Consider the following 15,282-nt stretch of genomic DNA (forward strand, 5'->3'; position numbering starts at 1 on the left):
CGGCGGGGAGTCGGGATCAGTCGATCAGGGTGCGGCCGGTGAGGTGCAGGAAGACGTCCTCCAGGCTGCTGCGGCGGGCCAACGAGCTGGCCGGGGCCAGGGCCCGGTTGTGGACCTCGGCCAGGGCGGCGTCACCGTTGTCGACGTAGAGCAGGATCCGGTCGGGCAGGATCTCGATCCGCTCGGCGAGACCGTCGAGTTTGCCGGCGAACTCCTCCTGCGACTCGGTCGGGAAGCGCAACTCCACCACCTCGCGGGTCGAGTAGCGCTCGATCAGCTCGCGCGGCGAACCCTCGGCGACGATCCGGCCGCCGTCCATCACCACCAGGCGGTCGCAGAGCTGCTCGGCCTCGTCCATGTAATGGGTGGTCAGCACGAGCGTCACGCCCTGCTGCTTGAGCCGGAACAACCGTTCCCAGACCAGGTGCCGGGCCTGCGGGTCGAGGCCGGTGGTCGGCTCGTCGAGCAGCACGATCTCCGGTTCGTTGACCAGCGCGCGGGCGATGGTGAGCCGGCGCTTCATGCCGCCGGAGAGCGGCTCGACCTTGCTGTTGGCCCGCTCGGCGAGCTGCACGAAGTCGAGCAGCTCGCTGGCGCGGTCGCGGGCCACCCGGCGCGGGATGCCGAAGTAGCGGGCGTACGTGGTGAGGTTTTCCCGTACGGTCAGCTCGGGGTCGAGATTGTCCGTCTGTGGACAGACACCGAGCCGGGCCCGGATCGCCGGCCCGTCGCGGAGCGGATCCATGCCGAGGATGCGCAGTTCACCGCCGGTGGGCGGGGAGACACAGCCGACCATCCGCATGGTCGAACTCTTGCCGGCGCCGTTGGGGCCGAGGAAACCGAACGCCTCCCCGGGCCGCACCTCGACGTCGATCCCATCGACGGCGGTGAAGTCACCGAAACGTTTGACCAGTCCGCGAGCTTGGATGAGAGGTTGTTCCGTGGCCACGGCGACGACCCTAGCCGCCCGGTACGACACCTCCCAGCGAGTTTCCCGGGAAGTTACGATTTTCGTTTTCATGAGCGCACGTCTGTCACCTGTGGAGAGAAAGTTTCCCGTCAGCTGACCCTTTCTTTTTGACCTTGACCGCGGGTACGGTCCGCAACAGGAGATCGACCTGCCCGGAATCCCGACTCTCTTGGCACAGAGTCCAGACTCTCTTGGCACAGAGTCCCGGCTCTCTGGCACAGAGCCCCGGGTCGGCTCCGCACTTCGGCGAATCGGCGCACGCCAGCACCACACCTGCCCACCGAGAGCTGAAAGGGACGTCAACAATGGGCTCACCCGACACCACCACCGGTCCGTGGAGCCGCCGAGGATTCCTCGGTCTCTCCGCCTGCGCGGCGGCCAGCGCCATCACCGTCGCCGGCCCGTTCACCGGCATGGCTCAGGCCGCCGACGGCGGCGAGGTACGCGACAGCCAGGGTCACCGGCTGCCGGTTGGCAAGATCGGTATCCAGCTCTACTCCGTCCGCAGCGACCCGGCGCCCTTCGCCGACAAGCTGCCGAAGCTCGCCCAGCTCGGCTTCAAGGAGATCGAGTTCGCCGGCTACGGGACCAACCCGACCGACGCCGACATCCTCGCCATCCGCAAGCTCCTCGACGACAACGGCCTCAAGGCGGTCGGCTCGCACGTCGGCTTCGGTTCGTTCCAGACCGACCTGACCCGCCAGCTCGACATCGCCCAGATGCTCGGCATGAAGTACGTCGGCACCGCGAACGCGCCGACCGGCAGCCGCTACAAGTCCGACTGGCGGGCCGCCGCCGACGCGTACAACGCGGTCGGTGGCGCGGCCAAGGCCCGAGGGCTGAAGTTCTACCAGCACAACCACGACGGGGAGTACAACTTCCTGCTCGACACCGGACCGCTGGACGCGAACGGCAAGCCGACCCGCTCCACCGGAGAGCGCGGCCTGGAGTACTTCTTCGGCCTCACCGACCCGGAGCTGGTCTACTTCGAGATGGACATCTACTGGGCGTACCAGGCCCAGGTGCGGTTCAAGACGTACCTGGACGAGTTCGGCGCGACCCGGCGCAAGAACCTCGACCCGATCAAGACCATCAGCAAGCAGCAGGAGCGGTTCCCGCTCTTCCACGTCAAGGACGGCGTGCTCAACGCCACGGGCACCAGCCTCACCATGACCGAGTACGGCGTACCCGGCGGCTACGTGCCGTTCGAGGACTTCTTCGCCAGCCTGAAGTCGCTCGACGCCCACCACTACATCTGGGAGCACGACAACGCCGGCTCGACCCCGCCCGAGCAGGGCGGCGTCTGGGGCGCCACCGAGCGCAGCGTCATCAACATGAAGGCGACCCGGTTCTGATCCGAACCCGAGTCACGGCCGCGTCCGTCGGCCGGGGAGGCGACTCCCCGGCCGGTGGGCCGGTCAGGCCGGCGCCGACAGGTCCCCGGTGCCCCGTGCCCCCTCGACCAACGTGTCCGTCTGCGCCACCACCGCCGGATCGTCGGTCGCCGTACCCGGGTCGTAGCGGACCGTCCAACGCAGGCCGTCGACCCCGCTGACCCGGCGCGCGACCACGCGTACGGCACCGCCCGCCGGCAGCTTGTAATGCGCGGTGTACGACACCGAGCTGGTCACCCGGGCGCGCACCTGGTGCGGCACATCCCCCGGCTCCAACAGCAGGTACGTCTCCACCGGCAGGTCCGTCACGACCAGGTAACCGTCGCGCTCGACCACCGTTTCGGCCGGCGTGACCGCGAGTTCCCGTCCGGACCAGACCGCCTTGTTGATCTCGTGCCAACCCAGCCGGTGCGCCCGACCGGGCAGCCAGAGCCCCCGGTTGCTGACCACCACGACCCCGTCGCCGTTGGCCGTGGCCGCCCAGGAGAGCATCCGCTCGTCCCGCTCCAACGGCGGACGCTTCTCCGCCGGCAGCTTCGGCTTCCGGTTGAACAGTCCCATCTCAGAAACCCCCAGCGGCCTGCTCGCGCAACGCCCGTGCGTGCTGCTCCAACGAGAGCAGCTCACCGAAGAGCGCGAAGTACTCGTCCTTGTTGGCGACCGGGTTGACCCGCTGCACCTTCGACTTCAGGTCCCGGATCCGGGTGGTGACCGAGCCCCACTCCAGCCGGGCCAGAGTGATCGAGACATAACGCGGGTCCGGCTCGCCGTCGATCCGCAGCGGCTCCACCGCCAGCTCCCCGACGAGCGCCCTGGCGCCCAGGTCGGCGCAGGCGTCCCGGACCTGCTCGATCCAGACCGCGCCACTGGCCGCGCTCGCCGCGCCACCCGCCTCGGCGATCGCATCCCGCACGGCCAGGTGCACCGGGTGCAGGTAGACCTCCGGGCCGAGCGCGTCGAACATCGGCCCGGCCAGCACCGGCTCCTGGATCGCGAGCTTCAACGCCTCCCGCTCCACCATCGTCTGCGGGTTGTCGACAGCGGGCGCGGCCGAAGCCACCGGGCGGGCCGGGGCGGTGGCCGTACCGCCGGGGCCGGGCTTGGTCGGGGCGTTTCCGGCGGCGAGCACCGCCCGCTGCACCGGCTCGATCTCCATGCCGAGGTCACCGGCGAGCTTGCGCACGTACTCCGGGCGCTTCTCCCGGTCCTTGAGCTTCGCCACCAGCGGCGCCGCCTGGCGCATCGCCTCCACCCGGCCGTCGACGGTGTCCAGGTCGAAGCGGTTCAGCACGTGCCGCAACGCGAAGTCGACAAGCGGCTCACGGCGGGCGACCAGATCGCGTACGGCCATGTCGCCCTTTGCCAGACGCAGGTCGCAGGGGTCCATGTTGTCCGGGCTGACCGCGATGAAGGTACGCCCGACGAACCGCTGGTCGTCCTCGAACGCCCGCAGCGCCGCCTTCTGCCCGGCGGCGTCCCCGTCGAAGGTGAAGATGATCTCGCCGGCCACCGCGTCGGTGTCCAGCAGCAGCCGGCGCAGTACGCCGATGTGGTCCGCGCCGAAGGCCGTGCCACAGGTCGCCACCGCCGTCGGTACGCCCGCCAGGTGGCAGGCCATCACGTCGGTGTAACCCTCGACGATCACCGCCCGCCCCTGCTTGGCGATCTCCCGCTTGGCCTGGTCGATGCCGTAGAGCACGTGCGACTTCTTGTAGATCGGCGTCTCGGGGGTGTTCAGGTACTTCGGGCCGTCGTCGTCGTCGAAGAGCTTGCGCGCGCCGAAGCCGATCACGTCCCCGGTCAGCTCCTTGATCGGCCAGAGCAGCCGGCGCCGGAACCGGTCGATCAGCGAGCCGGACCGGGCCTCCCGGGCCAGCCCGGCGGTGATCAGTTCCTGGGCGGTGAAGCCACGCTGCCGCAGGTGCTTGGTGAGCAGGTCCCAGCCGTCCGGGGCGAACCCGCAGCCGTACCGCTCGGCGGCGGCCCGGTCGAAGCCACGCTGGGCCAGGAACTCCCGGGCCGGGCGGGCACCGGCGGTGCCGAGCTGCCCGGCGTAGAACTCGACCGCGGCGGCGTGCGCGGCGACCAGCCGCTGCTTCTGGCCCTGCTGCTGACGTACCGGGGCCGGACCGGCCTCGATGTAGCGCAACTGGATGCCGGCCCGGCCGGCGAGCCGCTCGACCGACTCCAGGAACGACAGGTGCTCGGCGTCCATCAGGAACTTGATCGCGTCGCCGCCCGCGCCGCAGCCGTGGCAGAAGTAGACGTTGCGCGCGGGCGACACGGTGAACGAGGGCGTCTTCTCGTCGTGGAACGGGCAGAGCCCCTTGAGGTTTCCGCCCCCGGCGGATTTCAGGGTGACCGTCTCGGAGATCACGTCGGCGATCGAGGTGCGCTCACGGACCAGTGTGATGTCCTCGTCCCGGATCCGCCCAGCCATGATGCCACCCCCTCAGGCGTACATCCTGCCCTGTCGCGCCGATCCGACCGGCTCCGGGTGGCGACTCTCCACCGTGCCGGTGAACCAGGGGCGGCGGGAGGAATCTCGACCGGTTGAATCGCCCGGACCGCCTAACAGGGGATCAAACGCGTGGCATCGTCATAACATGCGCATCCTGCTCGCCGGCGCGACCGGCTACCTCGGCTCCGCCGTGCTGCCCGCCCTGCTCCTCGACGGGCACCAGGTGACCGCTATCGCCGGCAGCGACGACGCGCTCGCCGTCCTCACCGCCGCCGGTGCCAGCGCGATCCGCGGCGACATCACCGACAGCGCACTGCTCAGCCGCGCCGCCCAGGACGTCGACGGGGTGATCCATCTGTTCGCCCCCGGTGGACAGGTCACCGACGCACTGGACAACGCCGTGGTCAGCGGCGTCCTCGCCGGCCTCGAGGGCAGCGGCAAGCCCTACATCCACAGCGCCGGCATGTGGGTGCACGGCAGCGGGATCCTCGACGAGGACTCCCCGTTCGACCCGCCCGAACTCACCGCCTGGCGACCGGGGATCGTCGAACGCGTCCGGGCCGCCTCCGGCATCCGCAACGTCGTCGTCTCCCCCGCCATCGTCTACGGCCACGGTTCCGGAGTCGTCCGGATGATCATCGATGGCCCGCAGGTCACCGAGCCCGAGCCGACCCTGCTCTTCCCCGGCAGCGGCGACCAGCACTGGACCAGCATCCACATCGACGACCTGGCCACCTTCTACTCCGCCGCGCTGATGCGCGCCGCCCCCGGCTCCTACTACATCGCGGCCAGCGGCGACAACCCGACCATGCGCGAAATCGCCACCGCCGCCAGCCACACCCTCGGCCTCGGTGGCCGGGTCGCCCCGGAACCAGCCGAGGCGACCCGACGGCGGCTCGGCCTGATCGAAGGCGCCTTCCGCTTGGACCAGCAGGCCAGCGGCGAACGGGGGCGCCGGGACCTCGACTGGAAGCCGATCGGCCCGTCGCTGCTCGACGAGATCACCACCGGTTCGTACGCCCGCCGGGTCTGACCGGACACCCACGACGTGACCTGGTGGCACCCGGCCGACGAACGGCGCGGCCGGATCAGCCGGGTGGGTGGGGCCGTTCCGATCGGCCTGTCCCGACCCCGACTGCGGCTGCGCGAAACCGAACTGCCGGTGGAACAGGACGAACGGCACGCCACCTGGCTGGAACTCTTCTTCGACCTGGTGTTCGCACTCGCCCTGGCCACAGTGCAGAACCGGCTGGACACCCCGACCCCACACTTCGGCGACCTCGTCGCCACCTTCGGCCTCTACGCCGTCGTCTGGCTCGCCTGGGTCGGCCAGGCGTTCTACGACACCCGCTTCGACCCGGACGACTTCTACCACCGGCTCGCCGTGCTGGTCACCATGGTGGGCGCGGGGGCGATGGCGATCGGCGCGGCGAGCCCGCCGCACACCCTGTTGCTGCCGATCGGCTACATCGTCGTACGCCTCTCACTGCTCCTGCTCTACCTGCGGGTACGCCACACCACCCCGATCACCCACCGGCTCACCAGCATCTACCTGATCGGCTTCGGGATCGGGGTGCTCTTCTGGGTCGGATCGCTGGCGGCGCCCGTATCCCTGCGCCCGGTGCTCTGGGCCATCGGCCTCATGATCGAGTTCCTCACCCCGTGGCTCGGCCGCTCCTGGGAGTCCCGGATCCCGGTCGACGCCAGACACCTGCCCGAACGGCTCGGCCAGTTCACCATCATCCTGCTCGGCACCACGCTCACCGACCTGCGCGACGTGATCACCCCCCGACCCCCGGTCGAGGTGGTCACGGCGGCAGGGGTCGCGCTGATCATCCCGGCCGCCGTGTGGTGGGTCTACACCACCTTCGTCACCACCGGGATGGCCCTGCCCCGGCTGAGCGCGGGACTCGCCTACTCGTACGTGCACTCGATCCTCGGCGCCGCCCTGCTGCTGCTCGGCTGGGCCCTCGGCGAGATCCTCGGGCAGGTGAACGCGCACGCGACCGACCTGCCGGACCGGCTCCGGGTGCTGCTCGCCCTGGCACTCGACACCTGGATAGTCTGCGGACTCGGCCTGCAGTGGGTCTCCCTGGGCTACGTGACCCGCTACCGCCTGCTGGTGGCGCTCACCGGGCTCGCCCCGATGACGCTGATCACGCTCCTGGTGAGCGATCCGCTGACCCTGCTCGGCCTGCTCGCCGCCACGGTGGTCGGGTACGCGATCCTGGTCAGCCGGCACATCGCCAGACTCGGCAATGGCGGTACCACCGGGCCCTGACCGGACGGATGCGAATATCCGCGGCGCTGCCCGTGGTCAGGTGGAACCGGGACCGGGCACGGACCCGAGGCGGGGTCAGGCGAGTTCGCGGGCTTCCTGCTCCTCGATCCGGCGGTTCCAGTCGGACTTGGCCGCGCGCCAGCCCTCGTCGTCGGTGCCGGCCCGCCAGTAGCCGGAGATGGAGAGCTGTTCCCGGCCCAGTCCGCGCTCGACCCGGAGCAGGTGCCGCAGCTCCCGGACGAACGCCGCCTCACCGTGTACGAACGCGTGCGGCGTACCGGTCGGAAGCTCCGCCTCCCGGACCGCGGCGACCAGGCTCGCGCCGACCGCGCTGCCGTTGCGGTGCAGCCAGACGATCTCCGCGTCGGCCTCGGTGACCAGCTTCTGCTCCTCGTCCGGACCGGCGACCTCTACGAAGACCCGCGCGGTCGCGTCGACCGGCAACCGCTCCAGGGTGGCGCCGATGGCCGGCAGCGCGCTCTCGTCGCCGACCAGGAGGTGCCAGTCGGCGTCCTGGTTCGGCGCGTAGCCGCCACCCGGGCCGCAGAACATCACCGGGTCGCCGGGACGGGCCCGGGCCGCCCAGGGTCCGGCCAGCCCTTCGTCGCCGTGGTGGACGAAGTCGATGCTCAGCTCCAGCTCGGCCGGATCCCAGGCGCGAATGGTGTAGGAACGCAACCTCGGCCACTGCTCCTGCGGCAGGTCGCGGCGGATCGCCTCCAGGTCGAACGGCACCGGATACTCGACGCCCGGTCGAGGGAAGATCAGCTTGACGTAGTGGTCGGTGCAGGCGCCGATGTCGAGACCGGCCAGCTCACTCCCACCGAGCACCACCCGGATCATGTGCGGGGTGAGCTGCTCGGTCCGTCGTACGGTGGCGTGGGTGACCCGGGCGCGCGCCTGACGATCCGTCATGAGGTTAGGTTAACCTAACACCGGACCCCGTGGTTTCCGAGGCCCCGATCGCGACCCAGGTCACACCACTCCCCTCAGCGGGCCAGGCGGCTCTCCTCAGCGGGCCAGACGGTGCGCGAGCCAGCCGAGCGCCAACGGGTAGCGGTAGTCGATCCCGCCGTGCCCGGCGTCGAAGAGCTCGAAGTGAACCCGGTCCTCCGGTACGCCGACCCGGGCGAGTTCGGCCCGGTACGCCTCCGCGCCGAGGTCGAGGAACCACTCGTCCCTGGTCCCCGCGTCGATCCAGACCGCCCGCAGCGAGGTGACCGCCTCCCGGTAACGCTCGACCATCCGGACCGGGTCCCAGTCCAGCCAGCGCTGCCACACCTCCGGACGCAGCACCCCGGTACGCGGGTCGAACGGCAGTTCCGGCGTACCGTCCGGGGCGGCGGAGAAGCAGGCGGTGCAGCCGAGCACCATCAGCAGGGTCTGGTCGGCCGGTTTGGTGAACGAGGGCCGGGTCTGGAAATCCGCCCACCAACGGAGGATGTCCTGGTCGTAGTCGCGCAGGTAACGGACCGCCTTGCCGAACTCCGGCAGGTAGCACAGCTCGTACAGGTTGTCCCCGGCGTGGGTGGCCAACGCCCCGAACAGGTCCGGTCGGAGCATCGGGGTGATCATCGCACCGAACCCGCCCGACGACTTGCCCGCGATCGCCCGCGACTCCCGGTCGACGATGGTCCGGTACCGGGCATCGACCCAGGGCACCACCTCGTCACAGAGGTACGAGTGGTAGGCGCCGGTGCCCGGCGAGTCGACGAACTGCGAGCCGCCGTACGTCGTCCACGCGTCGACGTACACCACGATGCAGCCGGGCGTCTCACCCGAGGCGAAAACCTGGTCCGCGGTCTCGATGAACGGCTGCCGGTACGGCATCCGGTTCTCCCACATCGACAGGTGCCCGGTGTACCCCTGGATCTGGTAGACCGTCGGGTACCGCACGGTCGGGTCGTCGTCGTACCCCGGTGGCAGGTAGACCCAGAGCGGCCGCTCGTGCGGGTCACCCAACGGGTTGCCCCGCAGCAGCTCGGAGGAGATGACATGACGGTCGAGCCGGCCGGCCAGCTCGGTGTGCCAAGGCAGCATCCCGCGAGTCAACCACGTACGCCCCACCTCCGCCCGCCCACCTCCGCCCGCCCCGGCAACCGGCAAAACCGCCTCGGCACCGGGGCGGGCGCCGGGCATACTCGCCCGCATGTCCACACAGCCCCCGCACACCCATCCCCGCGACATCGGGCAACTGAACCGCGCACTCGCCGACGGCGTACGGCTGAAGTTCGTCTTCTTCTGGAAGCACCGCTCGGACGGGGTGGTCGACGCGGGCTGCCTGAGCCAGTGGGCGCCCTCACCGTTCACCGTGGACGGTCTGGATTTCGCCACCGCCGAGCACTACATGATGTGGCGTAAGGCGACACTCTTCGGCGACACGGGGACCGCCGAGCGGATCCTCGCCGCCGGACATCCGCACCGGCCGCAGACACTGGGTCGTCAGGTCGCCGGCTTCGACCAACGGACCTGGGAGGAACACCGGTACGACATCGTGCTCGCCGCGAGCGTGGCGAAGTTCGGGCAGGACCCGGCGCTGCGCGAGTTCCTGCTCGGCACCGGCGACCGGGTGCTGGTGGAGGCGAGCCCGGTGGACCCGATCTGGGGTGTCGGCCTGGCCTGCGACAACCCCGACGCGGCCGTCCCGGACCGGTGGCGTGGCCTCAACCTGCTCGGTTTCGCCCTCATGGACGCCCGCGCCGCGCTCCGCGAACCCACCACCCCCGATGCCGCAGCCACCACTCCCCGAAGCCGCAGCCGCAGCCGCTGAAGGTTAGGAAGGGGCCCTTCCGCTACCGAAAGCGATAACAGGGGGCCCTTCCTTACCCGGCGAGGCGGTGGTGCCAGGCGACGGCGGCCGGGTCGGTGAGGGAGGCGACCTGGTCGATCACCACCCGCAGCCGGGCGGCGTCGGTGCCGGCCTCCCGCCACAGCGGGGCGAAGACCGGGTCGAGCGCGGCCGGCGCCCGTACGGTCAGCGCGTGCACCAGTTCGGTGATGACCTCGCGCTGGCGGGCGTACCAGCGGTCGGCGCCGGGGCGGCGCATGACGTACCGCAGCGCCATCCCCTTGAGCAGTGCGCACTGGGCCCGGACCAGCCGGGGTACGACCAGGTCGGCGGCGTACCGGCGGAGCGGGTCGGGTCCGTACCGCTGCCGGGTGGCGTCGACGGCGGCCGAGACGAACCGTCCGGTCAGCGCGCTGGTGGTGCTCTTCAACGCGACCTGGGCCCGGTGGCTGCCGTCGTAGCCGGCGAGCGGGGCGAGCAGTGGGTCGGTGAGGAGGCCGAGCAGCACCGGGGCGAGGTCGGCGGCGGACTCGGTGGAGTAGGTGGCGGCGACGTCGGCGCAGAGTGCGGCCTGCTCGTCGGCGTCGTCGAAGAGGTCCGGTAGCCGCAGGTGTCCCCGGTAGACCCCGTCCTCGACGTCGTGCACCGAGTAGGCCACGTCGTCGGCCCAGTCCATCACCTGTGCCTCCAGGCACTGCGCCCGTTCCGGGGCGCCTTGGCGCAGCCAGGTGAAGACCTCGGCGTCGTCGGCGTAGACGCCGAACTTGCGTCGGCCGGGTTCCCGGGGCCAGGGGTACTTTCCGGTCGCGTCGAGCGAGGCCCGGGTCAGGTTGAGGCCGGCGGAGGCGCCGTCGGGCCGCAGCACCTTGGCCTCCAACCGGGAGAGTACGCGCAGCGTCTGCGCATTGCCCTCGAAGCCGCCGCAGGACTGGGCGAGGCTGTCGAGCACCTCTTCGCCGTTGTGTCCGAACGGCGGGTGGCCGAGGTCGTGCGCGAGCCCGGCGACGTCGACGACGTCCGGGTCGGCGCCGAGCCGTTGCCCCATTTCCCGGGCGATCTGCGCGACCTCGAGAGAGTGGGTCAGCCGGGTACGGAGGAAGTCGTCGGTGCCGGCGGTGTGCACCTGGGTCTTGGCCGCCAGCCGGCGGAAGGCGGCCGAGTGCAGCACCCGGGCGCGGTCCCGCTGGTACGGGCTCCGCCCGTGACCGGTGTCCTTGCGCGGCTCGCCGACCAGACGCTCGGCGTCGCCGTCATGGTTCACCGGCCCATCCTGTCACCCTGCCCGGACGGTTTCGGCGCCTGGCCTGCTCAGGAGGCTGGCGCCTGGCCTGCTCAGGAGGCAGCAGATGCGGCCCGGAGCACGCAGAACTCGTTCCCCTCGGGGTCGGCGAGCACGATCCACGTGTCGGTCTCGCGCTGTCCCACGTCGACGTGGCGCGCACCCATGTTGACCAGCCGCTCCACTTCGGCCTCCTGGTCGGCGGGGCGGAGGTCGATGTGGAGCCGGTTCTTCGTCTCCTTGCCCTCGGGCACCGGCACGAAGACGATGCTGGGTAGTTCGTCGGCGGAACGGCTGATCTCCACCTCTTCGGGCTTCTCATAGGTGATCCGGTAGCCGAGTGCCTCGGCCCACCAGCGGGCGAGGCGCGCCGGGTCCTGGGCGTCGACCACCAGGTTTGCCCAGAGACTGCCCATGGCAGACACCTCCGTCGCGATCAGGTGACGAAACTTGAGTGACGCCCAGGTTACGCCCGCCCGACCGGAGCGGTGCATCTTCGACCGGCTGACACTTCTCGCATTCGTTTGGTGATCCCTCGCAACCACCGATCAGGCTGGAGTTGCTGTCCAATTGCCGACCGTCACGGGATCACATCAGGCAATGGCCAGGTGTAGCGTGCCGTAAGCAGAAGGTCACCAGCCGGCGGCGATACCGGCCCGGTCGGCAGAGCCTGACCAGCCCGATGTCCCACCCGAGAGCCCGCGCGACCATTCACGTTGCCGGCCGGCGTCGAACCGACGGGACCCCAGGGCCATCTACCGCTCCCTGGACAACCCACGGTCCGGACCTCCCCGCAGCACAGTTCCTCCGTCAGCACAGTTAAGGAGAGTTTCCCGTGGACGCTGACGCCGCCATCCGGGCCGAACTGTACCGGCTGCGCCGCCGGCTCCCCGACCTGTCGGGCGCGGTGCTCGGCGGAGTGGACGGCCTGCTGATCGCCGCCGACCTCACCGACGCCGACCCGCACCACCTCGCCGCGCTCGCCGCCGCCACCCTCGGCCTGGGACACCGGTTCGCCCAGTCGGCCGGCCACGGCCCGCTGCACGAGTCGGTGGTACGCAGCGCCGGCGGCTGCGTGATCACCTACCCGGCCGGGGCGTACGGGCTGCTGACCCTGGTGACCTATCCGGACAGTGACGTGGAACGGATCCACCCCGAGGCGCGGGCCTCCGCGCACCGGCTCGGCACCATGGTCGACTCGCTCCGGGTCGCGGCGTCGGTGGCCGCCGTTCCGGCCACCGATCCGGACGCCCCGCTCGACGTACGCACCCCGATGGCCGCGCTCCCGGCCGACCTCTGGGCCGAGACCGGTGGCCTGCGCCCACCGGGGCTGCGCTGAGCGCGTACGCGCACCGCACAGTCCCCGGTGGGGGCGCTCATCGGATCAGCGGCTGTCCGAGCCGGTCGTCGTGATCGCCGCCCGGCCCGCCTCCAGCCGGGCTACCGGCACCCGGAACGGTGAGCAGGAGACGTAGTCGAGCCCGACCTCGTGGAAGAAGTGCACCGACTCCGGGTCGCCGCCGTGCTCGCCGCAGACACCGATCTTGAGGCCCGGCCGGGCGGCCCGACCCTCCTCGGTGGCGATCCGGACCAGCCGCCCCACCCCGTCCCGGTCGATCGACTCGAACGGGGAGATGCCGAAGATGCCGAGCTCCAGGTAACGCCAGAAGAACGCGCCCTCCACGTCGTCGCGGGAGAAGCCCCAGCCCATCTGGGTCAGGTCGTTGGTGCCGAAGGAGAAGAACTCGGCCGCCTCGGCGATCTGGCCGGCGGTCAGCGCCGCCCGGGGCACCTCGATCATGGTGCCGACCAGCACCTCGACGCCGCTGTCGCCGACCACCTCAGCAATGATCTTCTCGGCCTCGGTCCGGACCGTCTCCAACTCCTGCACCGCGCCGACCAACGGCACCATGATCTCCGGACGGGCCACCTGACCGTCCCGGGCACAGGCCACCGCCGCCTCCACGATCGCCCGCACCTGCATCGCGAAGAGACCGGGAATGACCAGGCCGAGCCGGACGCCGCGCAGCCCGAGCATCGGGTTCTGCTCGTGCATCCGGCGTACCGCCGTGAGCAGCGCCTCCTCCTTGGCCGCGTCCTGACCGCGCTCCTGGGCCACCGCCACGTTCACCGCCAGTTCCTCCAACGGTGGCAGGAACTCGTGCAGCGGCGGGTCGATCAGGCGTACGGTCACCGGCTGCCCGTCCATCTCGCGGAAGATCTCCACGAAGTCGTTCCGCTGCAACGGCAGCAGCGCGGCGAGCGCCTCCTGCCGGTCGGCGTCGGTACGGGCCAGGATCAACCGCTCGACCAGCTCCCGCCGGTCCCCGAGGAACATGTGCTCGGTACGGCACAGTCCGATCCCCTCGGCCCCGAACCGCCGGGCACGGGCGGCGTCCTCGCCGGTGTCGGCGTTGGTCCGTACCCGCAACCGGCGCCGCTCGTCGGCGTGGGCCATGATCCGGTGTACGGCCTGCACCAGCGGATCGCCCGACTCGGTCGCGTCGAGGCTGCCCTCGAAGTAGCGCACCACCTCGGACGGGGAGACCGGCACCTCGCCCCGGTAGATCCGGCCGGTGGTCCCGTCGATCGAGACGACCTCGCCCTCCCGCACGGTCTGGCCGTCCACGGTGAACTGACGCGACCGTACGTTCACGTCAAGGGCGTCCGCGCCGCAGACGCAGGTCTTGCCCATCCCCCGGGCGACCACCGCCGCGTGGCTGGTCTTGCCACCACGGGAGGTCAGGATGCCCTGGGCGGCGATCATGCCGGGCAGGTCGTCCGGGCTGGTCTCCCGCCGGACCAGGATGACCGACTCGCCCTCGCCGGCCAGCTCGACCGCCCGCTCGGCGGAGAAGACCACCTTGCCGACAGCGGCGCCGGGTGAGGCGCCGATTCCGGCGGCGAGCGGCGCGACATCGTGCTCCAGCCGGAACCGGGGGAACATGAGCTGGGCGAGCTGGGCGCCGTTGACCCGGTGCAGCGCCTCGTCCAGGTCGATCAGTCCCTCGTCGACGAGCTGGCCGGCGATCACGAACGCCGCCGCCGCGGTGCGCTTGCCGACCCGGGTCTGGAGCATCCAGAGCTTGCCCCGCTCGATGGTGAACTCGATGTCGCAGAGGTCGAGGTAGTGCTCCTCCAGCCGGGCCATGATGCCGAGCAGTTCGCCGTACGAGCGGGGGTCGAGCTTTTCCAGCTCCTGGAGCGGGACGGTGCTGCGGATGCCGGCGACCACGTCCTCACCCTGGGCGTTGGCCAGGTAGTCGCCGTAGATGCCCTGCGCGCCGCTGGCCGGGTCGCGAGTGAACGCGACCCCGGTGCCGGAGTCCGGCCCGAGGTTGCCGAAGACCATCGCCACCACGTTGACCGCGGTGCCGAGATCGGCCGGGATCCGCTCCTGCCGGCGGTAGAGGACCGCGCGCTCGGCGTTCCACGAGCCGAAGACCGCGAAGATCGCCAGGTCCAGCTGCTCGCGCGGGGTCTGCGGGAAGTCCCGGCCGGTGTGCTTACGGAAGATCGTCTTGTACGTGTCGACCAGCGCCCGCAGGTCCGCCGCGTCCAGGTCCAGGTCGTTGGTGGTGCCCTTGGCCCGCTTCGCCCCGTCCAGCGCGTGTTCGAACTCCTCGCCCGGCACCTCGCAGACGGTCTTGCCGAACATCTGGATCAACCGGCGGTACGAGTCCCAGGCGAACCGCTCGTTGCCGCCGGCCTGGGCGGCGAGCCCGGTCACGCTGGCGTCGTTGAGACCGACGTTGAGGACCGTCTCCATCATGCCCGGCATGGAGAACTTCGCTCCGGAGCGGACCGAGACCAGCAGTGGGTCGGACGGGTCGCCGAGCCGCTTGCCCATCGCCCGTTCCAGCGAGGTCAGGTGCGCGGTGATCTGCTCGGCGAGTTCGGCGGGTGCGGTCCCGCTGGCCAGGTACGCCTGGCACGCCTCGGTGGTGATGGTGAATCCGGGCGGCACCGGTAGGCCGAGGTTGGTCATCTCCGCCAGGTTGGCGCCCTTGCCGCCGAGCAGGTCCTTGAGTTCCCTGTTGCCCTCGGTGAAGTCGTACACCCATTTGTGTCCGACGCTTGCCGTGTCCCTCGATGCCACCAGAAGCCTC

The 15,282-nt window shown here is 70.6% G+C and carries 13 protein-coding genes; 5 read left to right on the forward strand and 8 right to left on the reverse strand.

Annotation, left to right across the window (positions count from 1 at the left end):
• Positions 1 to 16: 16 nt before the first annotated feature.
• Positions 17 to 949 (reverse strand): ABC transporter ATP-binding protein, encoded by a 933-nt coding sequence (locus tag BDK92_RS09520; RefSeq protein WP_121156386.1) that lies wholly within the window; start codon positions 947 to 949, stop codon positions 17 to 19.
• A 326-nt stretch (positions 950 to 1,275) separates the two neighbouring features.
• Between BDK92_RS09520 and BDK92_RS09525 the strand changes: the two genes are divergently transcribed.
• Positions 1,276 to 2,325, forward strand: coding sequence for a sugar phosphate isomerase/epimerase family protein (locus BDK92_RS09525; RefSeq protein ID WP_121161874.1), 1,050 nt, complete (start codon positions 1,276 to 1,278; stop codon positions 2,323 to 2,325).
• A gap of 63 nt (positions 2,326 to 2,388) precedes the next feature.
• Here BDK92_RS09525 and BDK92_RS09530 read toward each other — a convergent pair whose 3' ends face one another.
• A complete protein-coding gene (locus BDK92_RS09530) occupies positions 2,389 to 2,925 on the reverse strand; it encodes a hypothetical protein (RefSeq protein WP_121156387.1) in 537 nt (178 codons plus the stop codon).
• Position 2,926: 1 nt separating this feature from the next.
• The gene (dnaG, locus tag BDK92_RS09535; protein ID WP_121156388.1) at positions 2,927 to 4,804 is read right to left on the reverse strand and encodes a DNA primase; all 1,878 of its coding nucleotides are present in this window, start codon (positions 4,802 to 4,804) and stop codon (positions 2,927 to 2,929) included.
• A gap of 166 nt (positions 4,805 to 4,970) precedes the next feature.
• Here dnaG and BDK92_RS09540 point away from each other — a divergent pair, with 166 nt between their 5' ends.
• Both BDK92_RS09540 and BDK92_RS09545 read left to right on the forward strand, forming a co-directional pair.
• Entirely contained in the window at positions 4,971 to 5,858 is an 888-nt protein-coding gene (locus BDK92_RS09540; protein ID WP_121156389.1) for an NAD-dependent epimerase/dehydratase family protein, read from the forward strand.
• A 15-nt stretch (positions 5,859 to 5,873) separates the two neighbouring features.
• Positions 5,874 to 7,106 (forward strand): low temperature requirement protein A, encoded by a 1,233-nt coding sequence (locus BDK92_RS09545; protein WP_121156390.1) that lies wholly within the window; start codon positions 5,874 to 5,876, stop codon positions 7,104 to 7,106.
• A 75-nt stretch (positions 7,107 to 7,181) separates the two neighbouring features.
• Here the strand turns inward: BDK92_RS09545 and BDK92_RS09550 are convergent, their stop codons facing one another.
• Together BDK92_RS09550 and BDK92_RS09555 are read right to left on the reverse strand one after the other, a co-directional pair.
• The gene (locus tag BDK92_RS09550) at positions 7,182 to 8,021 is read right to left on the reverse strand and encodes a siderophore-interacting protein (protein ID WP_121156391.1); all 840 of its coding nucleotides are present in this window, start codon (positions 8,019 to 8,021) and stop codon (positions 7,182 to 7,184) included.
• Positions 8,022 to 8,117: 96 nt separating this feature from the next.
• Positions 8,118 to 9,146: an alpha/beta hydrolase gene (locus BDK92_RS09555; RefSeq protein ID WP_121156392.1), complete on the reverse strand. Its 1,029-nt coding sequence runs from the start codon at positions 9,144 to 9,146 to the stop codon at positions 8,118 to 8,120.
• Positions 9,147 to 9,255: 109 nt separating this feature from the next.
• Here BDK92_RS09555 and BDK92_RS09560 point away from each other — a divergent pair, with 109 nt between their 5' ends.
• Positions 9,256 to 9,876, forward strand: coding sequence for a riboflavin biosynthesis intermediates N-glycosidase (locus BDK92_RS09560; protein WP_121156393.1), 621 nt, complete (start codon positions 9,256 to 9,258; stop codon positions 9,874 to 9,876).
• 52 nt (positions 9,877 to 9,928) lie between these two features.
• Here the strand turns inward: BDK92_RS09560 and BDK92_RS09565 are convergent, their stop codons facing one another.
• A complete protein-coding gene (locus tag BDK92_RS09565; protein ID WP_121156394.1) occupies positions 9,929 to 11,155 on the reverse strand; it encodes a deoxyguanosinetriphosphate triphosphohydrolase in 1,227 nt (408 codons plus the stop codon).
• Positions 11,156 to 11,226: 71 nt separating this feature from the next.
• Positions 11,227 to 11,589, reverse strand: coding sequence for a VOC family protein (locus tag BDK92_RS09570; protein WP_121161876.1), 363 nt, complete (start codon positions 11,587 to 11,589; stop codon positions 11,227 to 11,229).
• Between the two features lie 419 nt (positions 11,590 to 12,008).
• Between BDK92_RS09570 and BDK92_RS09575 the strand changes: the two genes are divergently transcribed.
• Positions 12,009 to 12,512 carry a roadblock/LC7 domain-containing protein gene (locus BDK92_RS09575; protein ID WP_121156395.1) on the forward strand — a complete coding sequence of 168 codons (504 nt, stop codon included), beginning with the start codon at positions 12,009 to 12,011 and terminating at the stop codon, positions 12,510 to 12,512.
• A 45-nt stretch (positions 12,513 to 12,557) separates the two neighbouring features.
• On the opposite strand, the gene ppdK is transcribed toward BDK92_RS09575, so the two are convergent.
• Positions 12,558 to 15,272, reverse strand: coding sequence for a pyruvate, phosphate dikinase (gene ppdK / locus BDK92_RS09580; protein ID WP_121156396.1), 2,715 nt, complete (start codon positions 15,270 to 15,272; stop codon positions 12,558 to 12,560).
• Positions 15,273 to 15,282: the final 10 nt, after the last annotated feature.

Source organism: Micromonospora pisi, from assembly GCF_003633685.1.
GTDB classification, from domain to species: Bacteria; Actinomycetota; Actinomycetes; order Mycobacteriales; family Micromonosporaceae; genus Micromonospora_G; species Micromonospora_G pisi.

Coding starts and splice junctions, on each gene's coding strand:
- dnaG (WP_121156388.1), bottom strand. CDS start 4,804: ATGGCTGGGCGGATCCGGGACGAGGACATCACACTGGTCCGTGAGCGC.
- BDK92_RS09550 (WP_121156391.1), bottom strand. CDS start 8,021: ATGACGGATCGTCAGGCGCGCGCCCGGGTCACCCACGCCACCGTACGA.
- BDK92_RS09560 (WP_121156393.1), top strand. CDS start 9,256: ATGTCCACACAGCCCCCGCACACCCATCCCCGCGACATCGGGCAACTG.
- BDK92_RS09555 (WP_121156392.1), bottom strand. CDS start 9,146: ATGCTGCCTTGGCACACCGAGCTGGCCGGCCGGCTCGACCGTCATGTC.
- BDK92_RS09570 (WP_121161876.1), bottom strand. CDS start 11,589: ATGGGCAGTCTCTGGGCAAACCTGGTGGTCGACGCCCAGGACCCGGCG.
- BDK92_RS09525 (WP_121161874.1), top strand. CDS start 1,276: ATGGGCTCACCCGACACCACCACCGGTCCGTGGAGCCGCCGAGGATTC.
- BDK92_RS09540 (WP_121156389.1), top strand. CDS start 4,971: ATGCGCATCCTGCTCGCCGGCGCGACCGGCTACCTCGGCTCCGCCGTG.
- BDK92_RS09530 (WP_121156387.1), bottom strand. CDS start 2,925: ATGGGACTGTTCAACCGGAAGCCGAAGCTGCCGGCGGAGAAGCGTCCG.